This window comes from Streptomyces sp. So13.3 (assembly GCF_005860785.2).
Taxonomy (GTDB): Bacteria; Actinomycetota; Actinomycetes; order Streptomycetales; family Streptomycetaceae; genus Actinacidiphila; species Actinacidiphila fildesensis.
Genome location: NZ_CP048835.1, coordinates 4,585,617 through 4,604,659, shown reverse-complemented (window position 1 = coordinate 4,604,659; position 19,043 = coordinate 4,585,617). Strand labels below are relative to the sequence as shown.

General features: G+C 71.4%; 21 protein-coding genes. 15 read left to right on the top strand and 6 right to left on the bottom strand.

Annotated features, from left to right (window positions below):
- Position 1 precedes the first annotated feature (1 nt).
- The 8 genes from C8250_RS20645 (at position 2) to C8250_RS20610 (ending at position 5,603) form a co-directional block, all read left to right on the top strand.
- Positions 2 to 1,108 (top strand): alpha/beta hydrolase-fold protein, encoded by a 1,107-nt coding sequence (locus C8250_RS20645; RefSeq protein ID WP_138355883.1) that lies wholly within the window; start codon positions 2 to 4, stop codon positions 1,106 to 1,108.
- A 28-nt stretch (positions 1,109 to 1,136) separates the two neighbouring features.
- Positions 1,137 to 2,009 (top strand): dihydropteroate synthase, encoded by an 873-nt coding sequence (folP, locus tag C8250_RS20640; RefSeq protein WP_187144924.1) that lies wholly within the window; start codon positions 1,137 to 1,139, stop codon positions 2,007 to 2,009.
- Positions 2,006 to 2,476: a nuclear transport factor 2 family protein gene (locus C8250_RS20635; RefSeq protein ID WP_138355884.1), complete on the top strand. Its 471-nt coding sequence runs from the start codon at positions 2,006 to 2,008 to the stop codon at positions 2,474 to 2,476. Before folP ends, C8250_RS20635 begins: the two co-directional genes overlap by 4 nt.
- A gap of 281 nt (positions 2,477 to 2,757) precedes the next feature.
- Positions 2,758 to 3,117, top strand: coding sequence for a dihydroneopterin aldolase (gene folB, locus C8250_RS20630; protein ID WP_138355885.1), 360 nt, complete (start codon positions 2,758 to 2,760; stop codon positions 3,115 to 3,117).
- The gene (gene folK, locus C8250_RS20625; protein WP_138355886.1) at positions 3,114 to 3,704 is read left to right on the top strand and encodes a 2-amino-4-hydroxy-6-hydroxymethyldihydropteridine diphosphokinase; all 591 of its coding nucleotides are present in this window, start codon (positions 3,114 to 3,116) and stop codon (positions 3,702 to 3,704) included. Before folB ends, folK begins: the two co-directional genes overlap by 4 nt.
- 106 nt (positions 3,705 to 3,810) lie before the next feature.
- On the top strand, positions 3,811 to 4,290 hold the full coding sequence (locus C8250_RS20620; protein WP_138355920.1) for a DUF3180 domain-containing protein: 480 nt from the start codon (positions 3,811 to 3,813) through the stop codon (positions 4,288 to 4,290).
- A gap of 309 nt (positions 4,291 to 4,599) precedes the next feature.
- Positions 4,600 to 5,133 carry a cysteine dioxygenase gene (locus C8250_RS20615; RefSeq protein ID WP_138355921.1) on the top strand — a complete coding sequence of 178 codons (534 nt, stop codon included), beginning with the start codon at positions 4,600 to 4,602 and terminating at the stop codon, positions 5,131 to 5,133.
- The gene (locus C8250_RS20610; RefSeq protein ID WP_138355887.1) at positions 5,130 to 5,603 is read left to right on the top strand and encodes a rhodanese-like domain-containing protein; all 474 of its coding nucleotides are present in this window, start codon (positions 5,130 to 5,132) and stop codon (positions 5,601 to 5,603) included. The genes C8250_RS20615 and C8250_RS20610 overlap by 4 nt, the downstream gene beginning before the upstream one ends.
- On the opposite strand, the gene C8250_RS20605 is transcribed toward C8250_RS20610, so the two are convergent.
- Positions 5,572 to 6,732: a betaine/proline/choline family ABC transporter ATP-binding protein gene (locus tag C8250_RS20605; RefSeq protein WP_138355888.1), complete on the bottom strand. Its 1,161-nt coding sequence runs from the start codon at positions 6,730 to 6,732 to the stop codon at positions 5,572 to 5,574. The two genes, C8250_RS20610 and C8250_RS20605, sit on opposite strands and share 32 nt — an antisense overlap.
- Before the next feature lie 197 nt (positions 6,733 to 6,929).
- Between C8250_RS20605 and C8250_RS20600 the strand changes: the two genes are divergently transcribed.
- From C8250_RS20600 to C8250_RS20585, 4 genes are all read left to right on the top strand, one after another.
- Positions 6,930 to 7,607, top strand: coding sequence for an ABC transporter permease (locus C8250_RS20600; RefSeq protein WP_138355889.1), 678 nt, complete (start codon positions 6,930 to 6,932; stop codon positions 7,605 to 7,607).
- Positions 7,607 to 8,329: an ABC transporter permease gene (locus C8250_RS20595; RefSeq protein ID WP_138355890.1), complete on the top strand. Its 723-nt coding sequence runs from the start codon at positions 7,607 to 7,609 to the stop codon at positions 8,327 to 8,329. Before C8250_RS20600 ends, C8250_RS20595 begins: the two co-directional genes overlap by 1 nt.
- A gap of 61 nt (positions 8,330 to 8,390) precedes the next feature.
- Positions 8,391 to 9,335 carry an ABC transporter substrate-binding protein gene (locus C8250_RS20590; RefSeq protein WP_138355922.1) on the top strand — a complete coding sequence of 315 codons (945 nt, stop codon included), beginning with the start codon at positions 8,391 to 8,393 and terminating at the stop codon, positions 9,333 to 9,335.
- A gap of 243 nt (positions 9,336 to 9,578) precedes the next feature.
- Positions 9,579 to 10,583, top strand: a complete 1,005-nt coding sequence (locus C8250_RS20585; RefSeq protein WP_138355891.1) for a hypothetical protein — start codon at positions 9,579 to 9,581, stop codon at positions 10,581 to 10,583.
- Between the two features lie 42 nt (positions 10,584 to 10,625).
- Here the strand turns inward: C8250_RS20585 and C8250_RS20580 are convergent, their stop codons facing one another.
- Together C8250_RS20580 and C8250_RS20575 are read right to left on the bottom strand one after the other, a co-directional pair.
- Positions 10,626 to 11,777 (bottom strand): NADH-quinone oxidoreductase subunit D, encoded by a 1,152-nt coding sequence (locus tag C8250_RS20580; RefSeq protein WP_138355892.1) that lies wholly within the window; start codon positions 11,775 to 11,777, stop codon positions 10,626 to 10,628.
- A 45-nt stretch (positions 11,778 to 11,822) separates the two neighbouring features.
- Positions 11,823 to 12,857 (bottom strand): SAM-dependent methyltransferase, encoded by a 1,035-nt coding sequence (locus C8250_RS20575; RefSeq protein ID WP_244809230.1) that lies wholly within the window; start codon positions 12,855 to 12,857, stop codon positions 11,823 to 11,825.
- A gap of 237 nt (positions 12,858 to 13,094) precedes the next feature.
- Here C8250_RS20575 and C8250_RS20570 point away from each other — a divergent pair, with 237 nt between their 5' ends.
- The gene (locus tag C8250_RS20570; RefSeq protein WP_138355894.1) at positions 13,095 to 14,045 is read left to right on the top strand and encodes a carbohydrate-binding protein; all 951 of its coding nucleotides are present in this window, start codon (positions 13,095 to 13,097) and stop codon (positions 14,043 to 14,045) included.
- On the opposite strand, the gene C8250_RS20565 is transcribed toward C8250_RS20570, so the two are convergent.
- The 3 genes from C8250_RS20565 to C8250_RS20555 form a co-directional block, all read right to left on the bottom strand.
- Positions 14,035 to 14,967: a 1-phosphofructokinase family hexose kinase gene (locus C8250_RS20565; RefSeq protein ID WP_138355895.1), complete on the bottom strand. Its 933-nt coding sequence runs from the start codon at positions 14,965 to 14,967 to the stop codon at positions 14,035 to 14,037. The two genes, C8250_RS20570 and C8250_RS20565, sit on opposite strands and share 11 nt — an antisense overlap.
- 75 nt (positions 14,968 to 15,042) lie before the next feature.
- Positions 15,043 to 16,197, bottom strand: a complete 1,155-nt coding sequence (gene nagA, locus C8250_RS20560) for an N-acetylglucosamine-6-phosphate deacetylase (RefSeq protein ID WP_138355896.1) — start codon at positions 16,195 to 16,197, stop codon at positions 15,043 to 15,045.
- Complete coding sequence (locus C8250_RS20555) at positions 16,197 to 17,129, bottom strand: ROK family protein (protein WP_138355897.1); 933 nt, start codon at positions 17,127 to 17,129, stop codon at positions 16,197 to 16,199. Before C8250_RS20555 ends, nagA begins: the two co-directional genes overlap by 1 nt.
- 255 nt (positions 17,130 to 17,384) lie before the next feature.
- On the opposite strand from C8250_RS20555, the gene C8250_RS20550 reads away from it, so the two are divergent.
- Together C8250_RS20550 and C8250_RS20545 are read left to right on the top strand one after the other, a co-directional pair.
- Positions 17,385 to 18,665: an extracellular solute-binding protein gene (locus C8250_RS20550; RefSeq protein ID WP_138355898.1), complete on the top strand. Its 1,281-nt coding sequence runs from the start codon at positions 17,385 to 17,387 to the stop codon at positions 18,663 to 18,665.
- A gap of 71 nt (positions 18,666 to 18,736) precedes the next feature.
- A complete protein-coding gene (locus C8250_RS20545; RefSeq protein ID WP_244809228.1) occupies positions 18,737 to 18,976 on the top strand; it encodes a DUF3263 domain-containing protein in 240 nt (79 codons plus the stop codon).
- The last annotated feature ends 67 nt before the right edge of the window (positions 18,977 to 19,043 follow it).

Here is a 19,043-nt window from a genome sequence, read left to right as displayed (position 1 = left end):
CATGGGTCTCACCAGTAAGAAGGTTCTACTGCTGGCGGTCATAGCCGCGGTAGTGCTGTTCGTGGCCACCGTATGGCTCTGGCCGCGGCTGTCCAAGCGGAGTCTCCCGGTGGTGCTGGGGCGGGTCGGGATGATGCTCTTCACCCAGTTGTCGATGATCGCGGCGCTCGGGCTGGCCGCCAACTACTCGTTCGGCTTCTACGCCTCCTGGGCCGACCTGTTCGGACAGGAGTCCGAGCCGGGCGTCGTCGTCAACCACTCGGGAGCCGCGAACCAACTGCAGGTGGTCGGCCACAAGTACGTCAACGTGCCCGGGGGTTCGGTTCCGAAGGTCGGCGGCCAGATCCAGAAGGTGGTGTTCCAGGGCGGGGCGTCCGACATCACCACCCCGGCGTATGTCTATCTGCCCCCCGAGTACTTCCAGGACGCCAAGCGCAGGTTCCCGGCGTCCGTGATCCTCACCGGCTACCCGGGCACCGCCGAGGCGCTCTTCAAGAAGATGAAGTACCCGTCGATCGCCCACCAGCAGGTGCTGGACGGCAAGGCCAAGCCGACCATACTGATCATGATGCGGCCGACGGTGGCCCCGCCGCGGGACACCGAGTGCATGGACATCCCCGGCGGCCCCCAGACGGAGACCTTCTTCACCAAGGACCTGCGCGCCGCCGTGTCCGGTCACTTCCGGGTCGGCACCAACGCCCGGAACTGGGGAATCATGGGCGACTCCACCGGCGGCTACTGCGCCCTGAAGCTCACGATGCGGCACCCCGAGGCGTACTCGACCGCGGTCGGCCTGTCCGCCGACTACAAGGCGCCGCGCGACCGCACGACCGGCGACCTGTTCGGCGGCGACAGGAAGCTCGAACTCCAGAACAACCTGGCGTGGCGGCTGAAGAACCTGCCGCACCCGCCGGTGAACCTCCTGGTGACCAGCAGCAAGAAGGGCGAGCCGAACTACAAGGAGACGCTGAAGCTGATCGGCGCCGCGAAGGCGCCGACGCACATGTCGTCGATCATCCTGGAGAGCGGCGGCCACAACTTCAACACCTGGGGCCGGGAGATCCCGCCCGCCCTGGAGTGGTTGAGCGGCCGGCTCAGCGACCAGTAGTCGACCGGCCAGCGCCTACGCTTGGCGTATGAATACGCTGCGGGGCTTCGTGGACGGCCTTCCTGAGTGGGACCGCTGCGCGGTCATGGGCGTGGTGAACGTCACGCCGGACTCCTTCTCCGACGGCGGCCAGTGGTTCGACCCGGAGCTGGCCGTCAAGCACGGCATGGACCTCGTGGCGTCCGGCGCGGACATCGTGGACGTCGGCGGGGAGTCCACCCGGCCCGGAGCGGCGCGGGTCTCGGAGGCCGAGGAGCTGCGCCGGGTGATCCCGGTGGTGCGGGAGCTGGCCGCCGCCGGAGTGCTGGTCAGCGTGGACACGATGCGGGCGGCCGTCGCCGGGCAGGCGGTCGCGGCCGGTGCGCGGCTGGTCAACGACGTGAGCGGCGGCGGCGCCGACCCCGCGATGATCCCGGTGGTCGCCGACGCGGGGGTGCCGTTCGTCGTCATGCACTGGCGCGGGCAGAGCATCGACATGAACAACCGGGCGGTCTACGGCGACGTGGTCGACGAGGTCGTCGCCGAGCTGCGCGAGGGCTGCGAGCGGGCGGTCGCCGGCGGTATCGACCCGGGCCGGATCATCCTCGACCCGGGCCTGGGCTTCGCGAAGAACGCCGAGCACGACCTGGCGCTGATGGCGCACCTCGGCAAGCTGCGTGAACTGGGCCGCCCGCTGCTGGTGGCCGCGTCCCGTAAGCGGTTCCTGGGGCGGGTGCTGGCCGGATCGGCCGGGGATCCGCCGCCGGCCAGGGAACGCGACGCGGCGACCGCCGCGGTCTCGGCGATCGCCGCCCGCGAGGGCGCCTGGGCGGTGCGGGTGCACGAGGTGCACGCGAGCGCGGACGCGGTCCGGGTGTCGCGGGCCATCGAAGGCGCGGCCGGCACGGCGGGTGCCGCGTGACGCCTCGTACGGCGGAGGCCGCGAAGGTCGAGGAGGCGAACCAGGCGTTCTACGACGCGGTCGAGACCTCGGACCTGGACGCGCTGGAGGAGATCGTGCTGACCGGGCCGCTGGCCGAGACGGTCTCCGTGGTGCACCCGGGATGGCCGGTGCTGCGCGGGCGCGGCGAGGTGATGCGCTCCTACGCGCTGATCATGGCGAGCACCGAGTACATCCAGTTCTTCCTGACCGATGTCGAGGTCGCGGTCGACGGCGACACGGCCCTGGTCACCTGTACCGAGAACATCCTGACCGGGGGACCGGCCGAGGAGGACGGCTCGGCGGGCACTCTGGTCGGCGCCCTCGTGGTCGCCACCAATGTGTTCCGGCGCACACCGGAGGGCTGGCGGCTGTGGGTGCACCACGGGTCCCCGGTGCTCGCCGACGGTGACGACGACGATGAGGACACCGCCGGCCCCGGCGCCTGAACCTCACCGTCCGACCACCCCGCGTTCACCCACCCGGCCCGGGATCCGGCCGTGTTGGCGACCTTGTCACCCGTTCGCGCCAAGAATCCGCCGGCGGACGGGTAGCCGACCGGCTGGTGGGTAAAGGGCTGGAGTCCGCCCGCTCTGACCTGCGCCGGACCGGCCCCGGACAACCCGTCGGCACGTGCTGTCGGTAGTCGCGGGTAGATTCGATTCCGGGCGGGCCCGTACACATGGCGGGACCCTGTCCGTCCGTCCGAACCATCAGCAGGAGTGATCTCGTGGATCGTGTCACGCTGCGCGGCCTCAAGGCCCGCGGTAACCACGGCGTGTTTCCCAGGGAGCGCGAGGAGGGCCAGACCTTCGTCGTGGACCTGGTGCTCGGCCTGGACACGGCTCCTGCCGCGGCCGGGGACGACCTGACCAAGACCGTCCACTACGGCGTGGTGGCCGAAGAGGTCGTGGATGTCGTCAAGGGCGAGCCGGTCGACCTGATCGAGACCCTCGCCCAGCGCATCGCCGACCAGTGCCTCAAGCACGAGGCGGTCCAGGAGGTCGAGGTCACCGTGCACAAGCCGGACGCCCCGATCACCGTTCCGTTCGACGACGTGACCATCACCATCACCCGGAGGCGCCCGTGAGTTCCGACCCCACCGTGCAGCCTGTCCACCCGTCCGTGGTGGCGCAGGTCGACGCCGCCGACACGACGCTGCACAACCCCCAGCGGGCCGTGATCGCGCTGGGCAGCAACCTGGGCAACCGGCTGGAGACCCTGCAGGGCGCCATCGACGCCCTGGAGGACACCCCGGGTGTGCGCGTCAAGGCGATCTCGCCGGTCTACGAGACCGAGCCGTGGGGCGTCGAGCCCGGCAGCCAGGCCAACTACTTCAACGCGGTGGTGCTGGTGAAGACCACCCTGCCGCCGTCCTCCCTGCTGGAACGCGGCCAGGCGATCGAGGAGGCGTTCCTGCGGGTGCGCAGCGAGCGCTGGGGCCCGCGCACCATCGACGTCGACATCGTTGCCTATCAGGGCATCGTCTCGGAGGATCCCGACCTGACGCTGCCGCACCCGCGAGCGCACCAGCGGGCCTTCGTTCTCGCGCCCTGGCACGATGTGGACCCGTCGGCGGAGCTCCCCGGCCACGGCGAGGTGGCAGAGTTGCTCGCAGCGGTCGGCAACGCAGGCGTGGAGGCCCGCGGTGACGTGGAACTCAGGCTGCCCGAATAAGCGTTAAGCGGTCGGGCACGGCGGGTGCCACCGGCACCGACCGCACCACCAGCAGGACCAGCAGGACCACAACCAGCAGATGAACCATGTGAGGGGCGAACACTCGGTGAAGGCGCTGCGCATCAGAACGCTGCTGGGGCTGTTCGCGGTGGCGGGGGTGCTGTCCTGGGCCGGCGCCAAGCTGTGGGACTCGCTCGGCACCCTGCCGAGCGTCCCGCTGGCCGCGCCCATCGTGCTCGCGCTGATCGCGGTGGTGCTCACCGCGACCGCCCTGTCGCTGCGGACCCGGCTGCGCGCCCAGCGCGACCGCGTCCCCGGCGCCAAGGGCGTCGACCCGCTGCTGGCGGCGCGCGCGGTGGTCTTCGGCCAGGCGAGTGCGCTGGTCGCCTCGCTGGTCGCCGGGATGTACGGCGGCGCCGGCGCCTTCCTGCTGATGTACCAGTTCGACGTCCCGCCGCGCCGGGACCAGGCGGTCTACGCGGGCTTCGCGGTGCTGGCGGGCCTCGCGGTGGTCGCCGCCGCGATCTTCCTGGAGCGGGTCTGCAAGCTCCCCGAGGACCCCGAGGACACCGTGCCCGGCATCTGAGACGCGAGCTCAAATGTTGACCGTCTTGAGGATGGCGTGATTCAGTCTTCGATGTGAGTGGTATCGGACGGCGACTTCACCGGCGAGTGCACCTGGACCTCGTCCGGTACGCGGGCTGCGTGTGTCCGGGTTCACGCTGAACCCCGCCTCCCCGCTCACCTCCGCGTCGTAGCCTGCCGCCGCCGTCCGTTCCCCGGTCGGTGCGGCGCCGTGCCGGCGCCTCCCTCCAGGGTGGTCCCGTTGTCCGCACCAGCGTTTGTTTCCGCATCCCCTTCCGCGGCCGTCGTCGCGTCTCCCGTCACGGCCGTGCTGACCGAACCGGCCTCCGCTCCCGCTGCCGCGCGGCCCGCCGCCGCGCCGACCGCGGCCGAGCTGCTCGACTTCGTCCGCTCCATCGCCTCCGACCCGGAGAAGGTCGCCCAGCTCGCGCTGGACCCGCTGGACCGCACCTGGATCCGGCTGGAGGGGCCCGGCGGCGCCGAAGCGTGGCTGCTGGGCTGGCCGCCCGGCACCGAGACCGGCTGGCACGACCACGGTGGCTCGTACGGCGCCTTCGTGACCGCGGGCGGCGAGCTGACCGAGGAGTCGCTGGCGGTGCCGCTGCCGTCCGAGGGCTGGCGCTCGCTCGAACTGGCGGAGGGCCTGGACCGGACCCGCGCCCTGCCGGCCGGCACGGGCCGCGCCTTCGGCCGCAACCATGTGCACCAGGTCGTCAACCGCTCCGCCGAGCGGCACGCCATCTCGGTGCACGCCTACTACCCGCCCCTGCCGCTGATCCGCCGCTACCTCCGCGACGACCGCACCCTGCGGCTCGACGTCGTGGAACACCCGGAGACCTGGTGACCGAGCCCGCTGCCCGTACCGCCCGCAGCATCGACGACCATCTGGAGCGCGTCAGGACCCGGCTGGAGCGCCTCGACGCACCGGCCGCCGCCGAGGCCGCCGCGAACGGCGCGGTCCTCGTCGACATCCGCTACGCGGCGCTGCGCGACCGGGACGGGCTCATCCCCGGCGCGCTCGTCGTGGAGCGCAACGAACTGGAATGGCGGCTCGACCCGCTCGGTGACCACAAGCTGCCGGAAGCGACCGGGCACGATCTGACGGTCGTGGTGATCTGCAACGAGGGCTACGCCTCCAGCCTCGCCGCGGCCTCGCTGCAGGACCTCGGTCTGCACCGGGCCACCGACCTGGACGGCGGATTCCAGGCATGGCGCGCGGCCGGACTGCCGGTGATCCCGCCGGAAGGGTCCTGGAGCCCGTCCGGCGGGACCATGAACGCTTCTAGCCGGCCCGCTCGATCGACTCGATCGTGACGTCGGCGCGGTCCGCGCCGTTCGCGTCCGCGTCGATCGAGCGGCGCAGCGCCTCGTGCAGCCGTGCCGGGGTCAGTACGCCGAGGAAGTGATCGCCGTCGACGACGGCGATCCACCCGGCGTCGTACTGCAGCATGGCGCTGAACGCCTGCTTGAGCGTCGCGCCGATCGGCACCCACGCCTCCATGCGGCGGGCGTGGTCACGGACCGTGGAGCCCTTGCCGAGCAGCGACTCGACGGTGATCCAGCCGTGCAGCGCGCCGCCCTCGCCCAGGACGACCGCCCAGCGGGAGCCCTCCTTGCGCATCCGCGCGGCGGCCGTCTCCACCGGGTCGTCGAGCCGTACGGTCGGCGGCTGCTCCAGGTCGGCGGGCTGGATCTCCGTCACCGACAGCCGCTTGAGCCCCCGGTCGGCGCCGACGAAGTCGGCGACGTACGGGGTGGCGGGCGCGCCCAGCACGGTGGCGGGCGTGTCGTACTGCTCGATACGGCCCTCGCCGTAGACCGCGATGCGGTCGCCGAGCCGGACCGCCTCCTCGATGTCGTGCGTCACGAAGAGCACGGTCTTGCGGACGGTGGCCTGCAGTTTCAGGAACTCCGACTGGAGCCGCTCGCGCACCACGGGGTCGACGGCGCCGAACGGCTCGTCCATCAGCAGCACCGGCGGGTCGGCGGCCAGTGCGCGCGCCACCCCGACGCGCTGCCGCTGACCGCCGGAGAGCTGGTCGGGGTAGCGGTCGCCGTAGACGGACGGGTCCAGACCGACGAGGTCGAGGAGTTCGGCGGCGCGGTCCCTGGCCCGGCCGCGCTTCCAGCCGAGCAGCGCGGGCACGGTCGCGGTGTTCTCCAGCACGCTCTTGTGCGGGAACAGGCCGACCTGCTGGATGACGTAGCCGATCCGGCGGCGCAGCTTCACGGGGTCGATGGAGGCTATGTCCTCGCCGTCCACCAGGATCCGGCCCGAGGTCGGTTCGATGAGCCGGTTGACCATCTTCATGGTCGTCGTCTTGCCGCAGCCGGACGGCCCCACCAGCGTGACCAGTTCCCCTTCCGCGACCTCGAACGACAGGTCGTCGACGGCGGTCGTGCCGTCCGGGTACCGCTTGGTGACGTTCTCGAATCGGATCATCGGTGCCTGGAATCCTCACTGCCGGGTTCTCACGACCGTACTCTTCCCGAGTTCCGGCCCGGAATTGTGGCGGGAGTATTGCAGCTGCATGGCGGGCCGGCCTGATTGTCGTACCTGCCGGATAGGGTCGGGCCACGTGACGACCGCAGTGCTGATGTCGGACGAATGTACGGCCCGGAGCGGGGGAGGTGAGGGGCATGGCGAAGCGGAACTGTCTGGTATCCAACGACTGGATCTGCGGTGAATACCTGCGTACGCGCAGTCATGAGCTGACCGATGCCACCGTCCAGCACCTGTGGATCACCGCGGTGTCGGTGGCCATCGGGCTGCTCATCGCGTTCCCGGTGGCCTTGGTCGCGCGGCGCTGGCGGCCCCTCGCGGGCCCCGTGCTCGGGCTGGCCACCGTTCTGTACACCGTGCCCTCGCTGGCCATGTTCTCGCTGCTGCTGCCGGTCTTCGGGATCTCCCCGGCGGTCGTCATCACCGGCCTGGTGCTCTACTCCCTGACGATTCTGGTGCGCAACATCATGGCCGGCCTGGAATCCGTTCCGGAGGACGTCAGAGAGGCCGCCCGCGGGATGGGGTACGGGCCGCTGCGGCTGCTGTTCGCCGTGGAACTGCCGCTGTCGCTGCCCGCGCTGATGGCCGGCCTGCGGATCGCCACGGTCTCGACGGTGGCGCTGACCACGGTCGGCGCGATCATCAACTACGGCGGCCTCGGCAACCTCATCTACACCGGGATCGACACCATCTTCAAGGCGCAGGTGCTCACCGCCTCGGTGATCTGCGTGGCCATCGCCATCGCGGCCGACGTCCTGCTGCTGGGTGTGCAGTGGCTGCTCACCCCGTGGGCGCGGAGCAGGAAGGCGGCCTGATGAACGCGGTATCCGGCGCGTGGGACTGGCTGAACGACAGCGCCAACTGGAACGGTACGGACGGTGTGTGGCACCGGCTGGGCGAGCATGTCTACTTCACCGTCGTCTGCCTGGCGCTGGCCTGTCTGATCGCCCTGCCGATCGCCATCGTCCTCGGCCACCTCGGCAAGGGCGGGGCGCTCGCGGTGAACATCTCCAACGTGGGCCGCGCGGTGCCCACGTTCGCGATCCTCGTCCTGCTGATGTTCGCGATGGGCTCGGGCACCGACTGGCCGACCATCATCGCGCTGGTGCTGTTCGCCGTGCCGCCGCTGATGACCAACGCCTACGTCGGTATGCGCGAGGCTGACCGCGATGTCGTCGAGGCCGCCCGCGGCATGGGGATGACGGGCAGTCAGCTGATGTTCCGCATCGAGCTGCCGCTGGCCTTTCCGCTGATCTGGACGGGTGTGCGGTCCGCCGCCGTCCAGGTGGTGGCCACCGCGACCATCGCCGCCATGGCGGGCGGCGGCGGCCTCGGCCGGATCATCACGGCCGGCTTCAACCGGCAGATCACCGCGCAGGTGGTGGCGGGAGCGGTCCTGGTGGCAGGACTGGCCCTGCTGATCGAGGGAATCTTCATGGCGCTGCAGTGGTTGCTCGACCCGATGCGGCGCCGTCGCCGCCCCCGGTCCGGCAGCGCCGTCCCCGCCTCGAGCCCCGCGACCCCCGCGACACCCTGACCGTCATGCCTTTCCTTGCACTGTGGATGGAGAACCGATGAACCCGACGCTGCGCGTCACGATGGTGGCCGCTGCCGCCGCACTGCTCCTCACCGGCGTCACCGGCTGCGGCGGCGACAGCCTGGAGAAGTCCGGCTCCGACGCCGCCTCCCCGTCGTCCGGGGAGAAGAAGGGCGCGCTGGTGATCGGCTCCGCCGGATTCACCGAGAGCACGGTGCTCGCCGAGCTCTACGCGCAGGTCCTCAAGAACGCCGGTTACCCGACCTCGGTACAGACGCTGAAGAACCGCGAGCTTTATGAACCGGCCCTGGAAAAGGGGCAGATCGACATCGTTCCCGAGTACGCGGCGACACTCGCCGAATACTTCAACACCAAGGCGAACGGCCCCAAGGCCGCCCCGGTGGCCTCCGCCGATGTGGTGGCCACGGTGAAGGCGCTCACCACCTTCGCCGAGCCCAAGGGCCTGAAGGTCCTCGACGCCGGTCCCGCCATCGACCAGAACGCCTTCGCCGTCAACAAGGACTTCGCCGCCGAGCACAAGCTGAAGACCCTCAGCGACCTCGGTGCCGCCAAGGTCCCGGTCAAGCTGGCCGCCGGCGACGAATGCCCGGACCGGCCCTTCTGCTCGCCGGGCCTGAAGAGCAAGTACGGCATCAACATCACCGGTATCGACCCCAAGGGCGTCGGCACCGTGCAGTCCAAGCAGGCCGTCAAGGACGGCACCGACCAGCTGGTGCTGACCACGACCACGGACGCCACGCTCGACCAGTTCAACCTGGTGCTCCTGGAGGACGACAAGAAGCTGCAGAACGCGGACAACCTGCTTCCCGTGGTGAATGCCAAGGACGCCGGCTCCGCCGATATCGCTACCGTCCTCGGAAAGCTCACCAAGGCACTCACCACCGCCGATCTCACCGACCTCAACCAGAAGGTCGACGCGGAGCGCCAGAAGCCGGCTGATGTCGCGGCCGCGTATCTGAAGTCGAAGGGTCTGGTCACCGGCTGACGCCTCCGGCCAAAGGGCTGACGGCTCCTGCCGAAGGCCCGGCGCCGCCGGCCGGCCCGGTGTCGGCCGGCCCGCGGCGCCAAGATCCATAACCGGGTTCTGGCGGGGTACGGAGGGCATTGCGGAAACACATGGTGTCTATCCGGATGCCCTCCGTATTCATCGCGCCATCCATTGCCGGGGAGACGGCGATAAATCGGACCCCAGGCCCCACGCGTCCCCGTCGCACGCTAGTTTCGAGCCATGCCACGAGGACGCCACCGCCATTCACCCCCGCTGCACCGGCTGCTGCCCCCGCTGACGCTGGCCGGGTCCGCGGTGGCCTGCGTCGCCGCCGCCTGGATCAGTTCCGATCCGATGGTGCTGCGCGCGGTCGTCGCGGCAGCCGCGGCTGCCGCCTGCGGCGGTGCGGTCATGGCACGCACGTGGGACCGGGCCGCCGGCCGCCGGGTCGCCGACCTCACCACCGCCCGCGCCCGTGACGAATGGCACGCCGACGAGCGGATAGCCGAGCTCGAAACGGACCTCGACGAGTCCCGCGAGCTGCGCGTGCGCCTCGACACCAAGCTCAGCGCCAAGCGCGCCGAGCTGGGCCGGCTGCGCACCGAACACGCCGATCTGCTCCGCCGCTACGCCACCGCCGAGAGCGAGCGGGCCCGCGCCCTCGAAGGCCGCCGCCAGCTCGCGCTGGAAGCCGCCAAGGCGCCGCTGGCCATCGCCTCCTCGCCCGTCGGCCCGGCCGCGTTCAAGAAGGCGGACGAGGCACTCCTCAACCTCGGCCGCAACGCCGCCCGCCAGCAGGCGCTGCGCACCGTGGAGGAGGCCAGGCGCCGTGACGCCGCGGCCGCCGAAAGCGCCGGCAACGGTGACGACGAACCCCAGGGACGGCACGCGGCGGCCGAGGCCGCCGAGCCGGCCGCGACGCACACCCGCCCGGAGTCCAAGGGCCCCAGGACCGCGGCCAGCCTGCCGATCCGCGAGCACCGCCTCGTACCGGCCGTGGCCGCCGCCGTACTGCCCTACGCGCAGCCGCACCGCGCCGGCGGGTCCGCCAGCCGGGCGCTCGGCGGCTTCGACTTCTTCGGCACGCAGAAGCCCGGCGCCGCGCAGGAGGACCTCGCGGACGTCGTCGGCGAGGAGGCGTACGCGGAGCACGAGGCGCAGCTCGCGGCCGAGGTCATCGATCTCACCGAGCACGACGAGACCGAGCAGATCGACGTCAGCGGCCTGCGCGCGCACTCGTCCTGACGGCCGGTCCTGTCGCCGGCCCCGCGCCGGCCACGTGCCGACCTACTTGTCGACGTCCCCGACGACGAAGAACATCGAGCCCAGGATCGCCACCATGTCCGCGATCAGGGTGCCGGGCAGCAGCACCGTCAGCGCCTGGATGTTGTTGTACGACGCCGAGCGCAGCTTGAGCCGGTACGGGGTCTTCTCGCCCTTGGAGACCAGGTAGTAGCCGTTCAGCCCCAGCGGGTTCTCGGTCCACGCGTATGTGTGGCCCTCCGGCGCCTTCAGCACCTTCGGCAGCCGCTGGTTGATGGGGCCCTGCGGCAGTTCGCCGAGCCGGTCCAGGCAGGCGTCCGCCAGGTCCAGCGCGTTGTGGGTCTGCGCGAGCAGCACCTCGAAGCGGGCCAGGCAGTCGCCCTCGGTGCGGGTGACGACCTTCAGGGTGTCCTGCAGCTCCGCGTACGCCAGGTACGGCTCGTCGCGGCGCAGGTCGAAGTCCACGCCCGACGCCCGGGCGATCGGCCCGCTGACGCCGAAGCCGTGCACCGCCTCGGCGGACAGCGTGCCCACACCGCGGGTACGGCCGCGGAAGATCTCGTTGCCGAGCACCAGGTCGTCGAAGCGGCCCATCCGGGACCTGACCTGCGCGACGGCGTGCCGGGCGCGGCCGAGCCAGCCGTTCGGCAGGTCCTCCTTGAGGCCGCCGACCCGGTTGAACATGTAGTGCATGCGGCCGCCGGAGATCTCCTCCATGACGTTCTGCAGTTCCTCGCGTTCCCGGAACGCGTAGAACACCGCGGTGATGCCGCCCAGTTCCAGGGGGTACGAGCCGAGGAACATCAGGTGGTTGAGCACCCGGTTCAGCTCGGCGAGGAGGGTACGGGTCCACACCGCGCGCTCCGGGACCTCCATGCCCAGCATCCGCTCGACGGCCATGACGACGCCCAGTTCGTTGGAGAACGCCGACAGCCAGTCGTGACGGTTGGCCAGCATGATGATCTGGCGGTAGTCCCGGGCCTCGAACAGCTTCTCCGCGCCGCGGTGCATGTACCCGACGACGGGTTCCGCTGTGATGATCCGCTCGCCGTCCAGCACGATCCGCAACCGCAGCACTCCGTGCGTGGAGGGGTGCTGCGGGCCGATGTTCAGCACCATGTCGGTGCCCTCGGCCTGGCCGCCGATGCCGATCGTGGTCTCCGTCATGGACGGCATTCTGTCAGCCCGCCCTCCAACCCCGCTTGCGGGCGGCCGGTTGCGTCAGTCCCCGGCCGGCCCCGTCGCCGGCCCGGTCTCCGGTCCCGTCGGCAGCAGGCCGTGGCAGGCGTCGCCGACGGGGGTGGCGAGCCAGCGGAAGGCGCCGAGGCCGCCGGGGTCGATGAGTTCGGCGGCCTCGCCCGCGGCGGCGAGGCCGCGCAGATAGCCGCGGGGGTCCGTGGTGGCCAGGGCGAGCGGCGGACGGGCCCCGGAGACGCCGAGGGCCCGCAGGGCGGCGCGCTGTGTGACGAGGGGCACCCCGCCGCCGACGGCGTCCAGCGCGACGTGCGAGGTGAGGTCGCAGGAGCCGTCCGGCACCGGCGGCACCTCGCGGCCGTCGCGGAAGCCGGTGAGGGTGCCGTACGGGGGCCGCGCGGCCCGTTCGTGGGCGTAGTCGACGGCGACGGCGAGCCCGGCGTCCAGCGAACCGGCGGCCGCCGCCCAGGCGGCGTCGCGGGGCAGCCCGATCTCGGCGCGGGCGCCGGGCGTCCCGGCGATCGGCCACCAGCGGCGCAGCCACTCCGCGTCCTGGGTGCTCAGCGGCCCGCCGGGGTGCTCCCTGCCGTCGGCGGGGCGGACCAGGACGTAGCGGGGCTCGCCCGCCTCGTCGGTCTCGGTGATGTCGACGGGAATGTTGTCGAGCCATTCGTTGGCGAACAGCAGCCCCCGCACACCCCGCGGCGGGGCGGCGGTCCAGCGGATGCGGCCGTCGAGCCCGGCGGGGGGCGCGGACCGCTCGACGGCGTACGGGGCGACCCGTGCCGCCACCTCGGCCGGCAGGGCGGCCAGGACCCCGGTCAGCAGCTCGGCGGACCCGGCGCCGACGTCGACGAGCGCCAGCCCGTCCGGCCGGCCCAGCGCCTCGTCCACCCGCAGCAGCAGTGCGGCGACGGCCCGTGCGAAGAGCGGGGAGGCGTGTACGGAGGTGCGGAAGTGCGCGGCGGGCCGTTCCCGCACGAAGAAGCCCCCGGGCCCGTACAGGGCGCGTTCTGTGGCGTTCCGCCAGCCGGGCCATGCGGAGCCGTCCTCGTCGATCACGGGACCACCGTAGGACGTGCGTCCCGTCACAGGGGAACCGGAAGTACCAGGTGATGCGTCGAAGGCCAGAGCGGGCAGTCGTCCGACCCGGGTAGGGTTCCGTGGGTCAAACATGTCCGCCCGCGACGCCGCGGAGGCGAGAGCGCAGGCCTTGTGACCGCGCCGCGGACTAATCGATCATGAGCCATGGGTGCACCGCGCTGCGATGGGCATGTGCCATTAGGGAGTGAACAGCGGATGACGGCCGGCAACAACGGCGCCTCTGAGAACGACGACCCGTTCGCGTACCTCTACCGCTCCGAAGGCGGCGAGGGCGAGAGTTCCGGGGCGGCCCCAGAGGGCGCGACGGTGGCACAGCCGGGCGTGCCACGCACGTCGTACAACCAGGTCCAGCGGGTCGGCGAGCGCCGCCCGCCGCAGCAGGGCGGTTACGGCTACCCGCCGCAGCAGCCCCAGCCGCAGCCGGGCCACGACCAGGGCTACGCGCCGCAGCAGCCCCAGCAGGCACAGCCGCCCCAGTACACCCAGCAGCAGACGCAGTACGCCCCGCACGGCGGCGGCAGCGGCGGCGGGTCGCAGGGACCGAACCGCAAGGGGCTGCTCATCGGCGCCATCGCGGTGGTCGTGGCGGTCGCCATCGGCATCGGCTTCGCGATGACGCAGGGCGGCGGCAAGAAGGACAACGCGGAGGACAAGCCGTCCACCCCGCCGTCCTCCAGCGCCCCCGTCACGCCGAGCCAGTCCGCCAGTGCCCCCGAGAAGTTCTCGTCCAAGGTCGTGGACGCCGCCACGCTGGTCCTGTCCGGCGGCGCCGCGCGGACCAACGCGATGCCGGGCGCCAAGGCCGCGGGCGGTACGTCCGTGGGCGGTCTGAACGCCGTCGGCGCGAGTGCCGCGTACACCTTCGACGTGCCGAAGGACGGTACGTACACGCTGTTCATCAGCTTCGGCAACGTCGGTGAGGACGCCGGTCTCACGCTCAATGAGAACGGCAAGCTCCGCACCAACCCGGTGAACATGCACAACTACATGAAGACCGCCGACTGGACGAAGGCGTGGGCCACCACCTACGTGTGGGTGGATCTGAAGAAGGGTTCCAACACCCTTGCCCTCACCTGCGCGCCGGGCAACAAGTGCGGCGTCAACCTCGACCAGGTGTGGATGAAGGAAGGCCAGGTCAAGAAGTAGCGCGCGGAACGGCCGTCACTTCGACGCGCCCGAGCAGCTCTTCGTAGACCGTCCGGTCGAACTCGCCCGCCGCGGGCGCCAGTACGGTCGCGGCGGACAGGGCGATGGCGCGGGCCAGCCGGCCCGGCCAGTCCAGTCCCTCGACGAGGCCGGAGAGCAGTCCCGCGACGGCCGAGTCGCCGGCGCCCGTCGGGTTGCCCGACAGCCGGTCCGGCGGCACCGCCCGCCACGTGGCGTCCTCCGTCACCGCCAGGATGCCCTCGGCGCCCAGTGAGGCCGCCACGGCCCGCGCACCGCGCCTGCGGGCCTCCTCCGCGGCGTGGGCGGGCTCCGTGGAGCCGGTGAGCCGGGTCAGCTCGTCGAGGTTGGGCTTGATGAGGTCCGGGCGCGCGGCGAGGCCGCGGCGCAGCGGCTCGCCGCTGGTGTCCAGCAGGACGGGGACGCCCGCGGTGCGGGCCTCGCGGATCAGCTCCGCGTACGAGCCCACCGGCAGGCCGGGCGGCAGGCTGCCGCACAGGGCGACGGCGGAGGCCCCGGCCAGCAGCTCCCGGTAGCCGGTGAGGAGCGCGGCCCACTCGGCCGCGCTGACGGTGGGACCGGCCTCGTTGAACATCGTGGTGTCGCCGGTCGCGTCGTCGACCACGCCGATGGTGCGGCGGGTGGTGCCCTTGATCGGCACGAGCGCGTCCCGCACGGTGCCGAGCCCGGCCAACCGCTCGCGCAGCACCTCCCCGGTCGGCCCGCCCGCGAAGCCCGTCACGACGGCCTCGTGGCCGAGCGCGGCGAGCACCCGGGCCACGTTGAGACCCTTGCCGCCGGGCCGTTCAACGGGCTCGGAGACCCGGTGGGTGGTGTGCGGGAGCAGACGCGGAACGCGGTACGTGATGTCCAGTGCGGCGTTCGGCGTGACGGTGATGATCACGCGTCGATGATGGCAAAGGAACGGCGGCCCGCCCAGGGGGTGGCGAACCGCCGTCACGAAGGGGTCCCGGCGGCCTCAGGAGGGCCGCACGATCCATTCGCCCTTGCGCATCACGCCGACCAGGTCGTACGAGGCGTCGAGCACCACCAGGTCCGCGTCCTTGCCGGCCTCCAGCGAGCCGATCCGGTCGTACTGGCCCAACAGCCGCGCCGGGTTGGCCGAGATCGCCCGCACGGTGTCGGCCAGCGACAGCCGGTCGACGGTGACGGCGCGCTTGAACGCGGTGTCCAGGGTGAGGGTCGAGCCGGCGATGGAGCCGTTCTCGACGAGCCGGGCCACCCCGTCCTTGACCTCGACGGCCATCGGGCCGAGGTCGTAGTGCCCGTCCCCGAACCCGGCCGCGTCCATCGCGTCGGTGATGAACGCGACCCGGTCCGCGCCCGCGCTGCCGAAGGCGAGCTCCAGCACGGCGGGGTGCAGATGCGTGCCGTCGTTGATCAGCTCGACGGTGACCCGCTCGTCCTCCAGCAGCGCCGCGATCGGGCCGGGGGCACGGTGGTTGAGCGTGGGCATGGCGTTGAACAGGTGCGTGGCGACGGTCGCGCCCGCCTCGATGGCCTCGATCGTCTGCTCGTACGTCGCGTCGGTGTGGCCGATGGCGGCGATCACGCCGTGCTCGACGAGCAGCCGCACCGAGTCCAGGCCACCGGGCAGTTCGGTGGCGAGGGTGACCATCTTGGCGGTGCCGCGGGCGGCGTCGATGAGCTTGCGGACCTCGGCCGGATCGGGGTCGCGCAGCAGCGACTCCATGTGCGCGCCCTTGCGGCACGGCGAGATGAACGGGCCCTCGAAGTGGATGCCGGCCAGATCGCCCTGCTCGACGAGCTCGGACAGCAGCGCCGCGCGCTGCGCCAGGACGTCCATCTCGCCGGTGACGGTCGACGCGACGACGGTGGTCGTGCCGTGCTCGCGGTGGGTGCGGACGCCGGTGAGGATCTCCTCCGGAGTCCCCGAGGTGAAGGACGCCCCGCCGCCGCCGTGGTTGTGGATGTCGACGAAACCGGGAACGACCGTGCAGCCGCTGAGGTCGACCGTACCGGCCTCGGCGGACTCGTCGGCCACGATCCGGCCGCCGTCGACGGTCACCCGGCCGTTCTCCACCACGCCGGACGGCAGCACCACACGGGCACCGGTCAGTACCGTGCGCTGCGTTGTCGTTACGGGGGCCATCAGGCGGTTACCTCCACGGAGAGAAGATCCCAGGCGAGCAGACCCGCGCCCAGGCATCCGGCGGTGTCCCCGAGGGCGGCGGGGACGATGAGCGGGAGCTTCTGGAACGTGATGCGCTCCTCGACCGCCGCGCGCAGCGGGCCGAAGAGTGTGTCCCCAGCTTCGGCCAGACCGCCGCCGATGATGAGGACCCGGGGGTCCAGAAGAGTGAGGCCGGTGACCAGGCCGTCGGCGAGCGCGTCGATCGCCTCGCGCCAGACGGCCAGCGCGCGCGGGTCGCCGGATTCGACCGCCTTGGCGCAGTCGGCGGCGTCGGCGTCCGGGTCGTCGCTGGCCGCCGCCCAGGCGCGGGAGACGGCGGAGGCGGAGGCCAGCGTCTCCAGGCAGCCGCGCTGCCCGCAGCCGCACAGGGGTCCGCCGGGCCGGACGACGATGTGACCGATCTCGCCCGCGTAGCCGTGCGCGCCCGCCTCGATGCGGCCGTCGATGCCGATGGCGCCCGCGATGCCGGTGCCCAGCGGGAGGAAGAAGAACCGGTCGGCGCCGTTGCCCGCCCCGATGCGGCCCTCGGCGAGACCGCCGGTGCGCACATCGTGCCCGAGGGCGACGGGGATGCCGCCGAGCCGTTCGGAGACCAGCGCGCGCAGCGGTACGTCGCGCCAGCCGAGGTTGGCGGCGTAGACGGCGATGCCGGCCGTGTCGTCCACGATCCCGGGCACGGCGACGCCGGCCGCGGCGGCGGGTTCGCCGTACTCGCGGATGCCGTGGTCCCGCAGGTCGGCGGCGAAGCCGAGGATGGTGGCGACCACGGCCTCGGGGCCGCGGTCCCGTCCGGTCGGACGGCGCGCCTCATGCAGAAGCGTGCCGTCCTCCCCGACCAGGGCGGCCTTCATTCCGGTACCGCCCACATCGAGCGCGATGACGTGTCTCACGCAGGACAGTGTCCCCTCTCCTCAGGGAAAGGTCTAGTCCACTTACGCCATGAAGATCACCCTTCGGGCGCAGGCGAATCGCCTGGTCTGCGGGCTTCCATCCCTTCTGTCCCCGCTGTTGGGCAAGGGTGTTGCCGAAGCGAGACAGCCGTGGTGTAGACCTTGGGTGGGCAGCGCGGGCAGACTCGGGCACTTGACGCCCCCGGAAACGCGCGGGGGCGGGCGCATGAAGCGGATGAAGGCGGTAGGACAACGGTGCACCGGCGACGACTCCTGGGCACGGCGGCAGCGGGTATCGCAGCGGCGCTGGCTCTGACGACACTCAGTGGATGCGGTGGCAGCAGCGCACTCGGCGGTGATGTCACCCTGCACATGGTCGCGGCCGACTACGGCACCGACGCGGCCACCAGCTCCAAGAAGTACTGGGACGAGCTCGGCCGCGCCTTCGAGGCCAAGAACCCCGGCATCAAGGTGGACATCCAGGTCATCGACTGGGACCACGTCGACACCAAGGTCGCCGAGATGGTCAAGGCCGGCAAGGCGCCGGACATAGCCCAGATCGGCTCCTACGCCGCCTACGCGTCCAAGAGCCAGCTGTACAGCGCCGACGAGCTGTTCCCGATCAGCACCCAGGCCGACTTCATCCCCTCCCTCGCCGCGGCGGGCGAGCAGAACCGCACCCAGTACGGCATCCCCTTCGTCTCCAGCTCCCGGATGTTCTTCTACAACCAGACGCTGTTCGACGACGCGGGCATCAAGAGCGCCCCCAAGACCTGGGCCGACATCGAGGCCGACGCGAAGAAGCTCAAGGAGCACGGCGTCAAGATGCCGTACGGGCTGCCGCTCGGCCCCGAGGAGGCGCAGGCCGAATCGCTGATCTGGATGCTCGGCAAGCAGGGCTCGTACACCGACACCGTCGGCAGCTACACCCTCGACTCGCAGCCGAACGTCGAAGCGATGGAGTGGCTCAAGGAGAAGCTCGTCCAGCCCGGCCTGACCGGCAGCAGCGACCCGGCCAAGACCAACCGCCGCACCGTCTTCGACGCCTTCCTGGCAGGCAAGGCCGGCATGGTCAACGGCCACCCGACGCTGCTCAAGCAGGCCCTCGCCAAGGGCATCAAGGTAAAGGCCGTGCAGATCCCCGGCGAGGGCGGCCAGATGGCGGAGACCCTCGGCGTCGCCGACTGGATGATGGCCTTCAAGCAGAACGGCCACCGCGGCGAGATCGGCAAGTTCCTGCAGTTCTCCTACAGCCCCGAGAACTCGATCAAGTTCCTCGACGAGTACGGGCTGCTGCCGGTGACCAACTCGGCGATGCAGGCGATGCGCAAGGACCCGAAGGACAAGGACCTCATCGAGTTCATCGACCTGCTGCCGTCCGCCCAGTTCTACCCGGTCGACAAGACCTCGTGGGGACCGGTCAGCGACCAGATGAAGAAGGTCCTCGGCAGCGCCGTGCACGCCGACCCCAAGACGGTTCTGAGCGACCTGCAGCGGTTCGCCGAGAACCAGGACGCCGCGGAGAAGGTCAAATAGTCACGGGTCGGGTGGCCACGGGTCACGTTGTGGCCGGACAAGTGGCCGCCGGTCATGTGGAGGAGACGCGGGTGGAGAGCGAGAGCGAGAGCCTGACCGGCCAGGACCGGGCCGTCCTCGACCTCGCCGCCCGCACCTGGGCGGGGCCCGGGGCGAAGGAACGCGCCATCAGGGAGCAGCTGGGCATGTCGGCCACCCGCTACTACCAGCTCCTCAACGCCCTCCTCGACGATCCCCGGGCACTCGCCCACGACCCGGTGACCGTCAACCGGCTGCGCCGCGCCCGGGACACCCGCCGCGATTCGCGCTGAACGCGCGCATGCTCCCGTGTGCCCGCCCGGCGCCCGCCACCACCCTTCCAACGAAGTGCTTCGCACG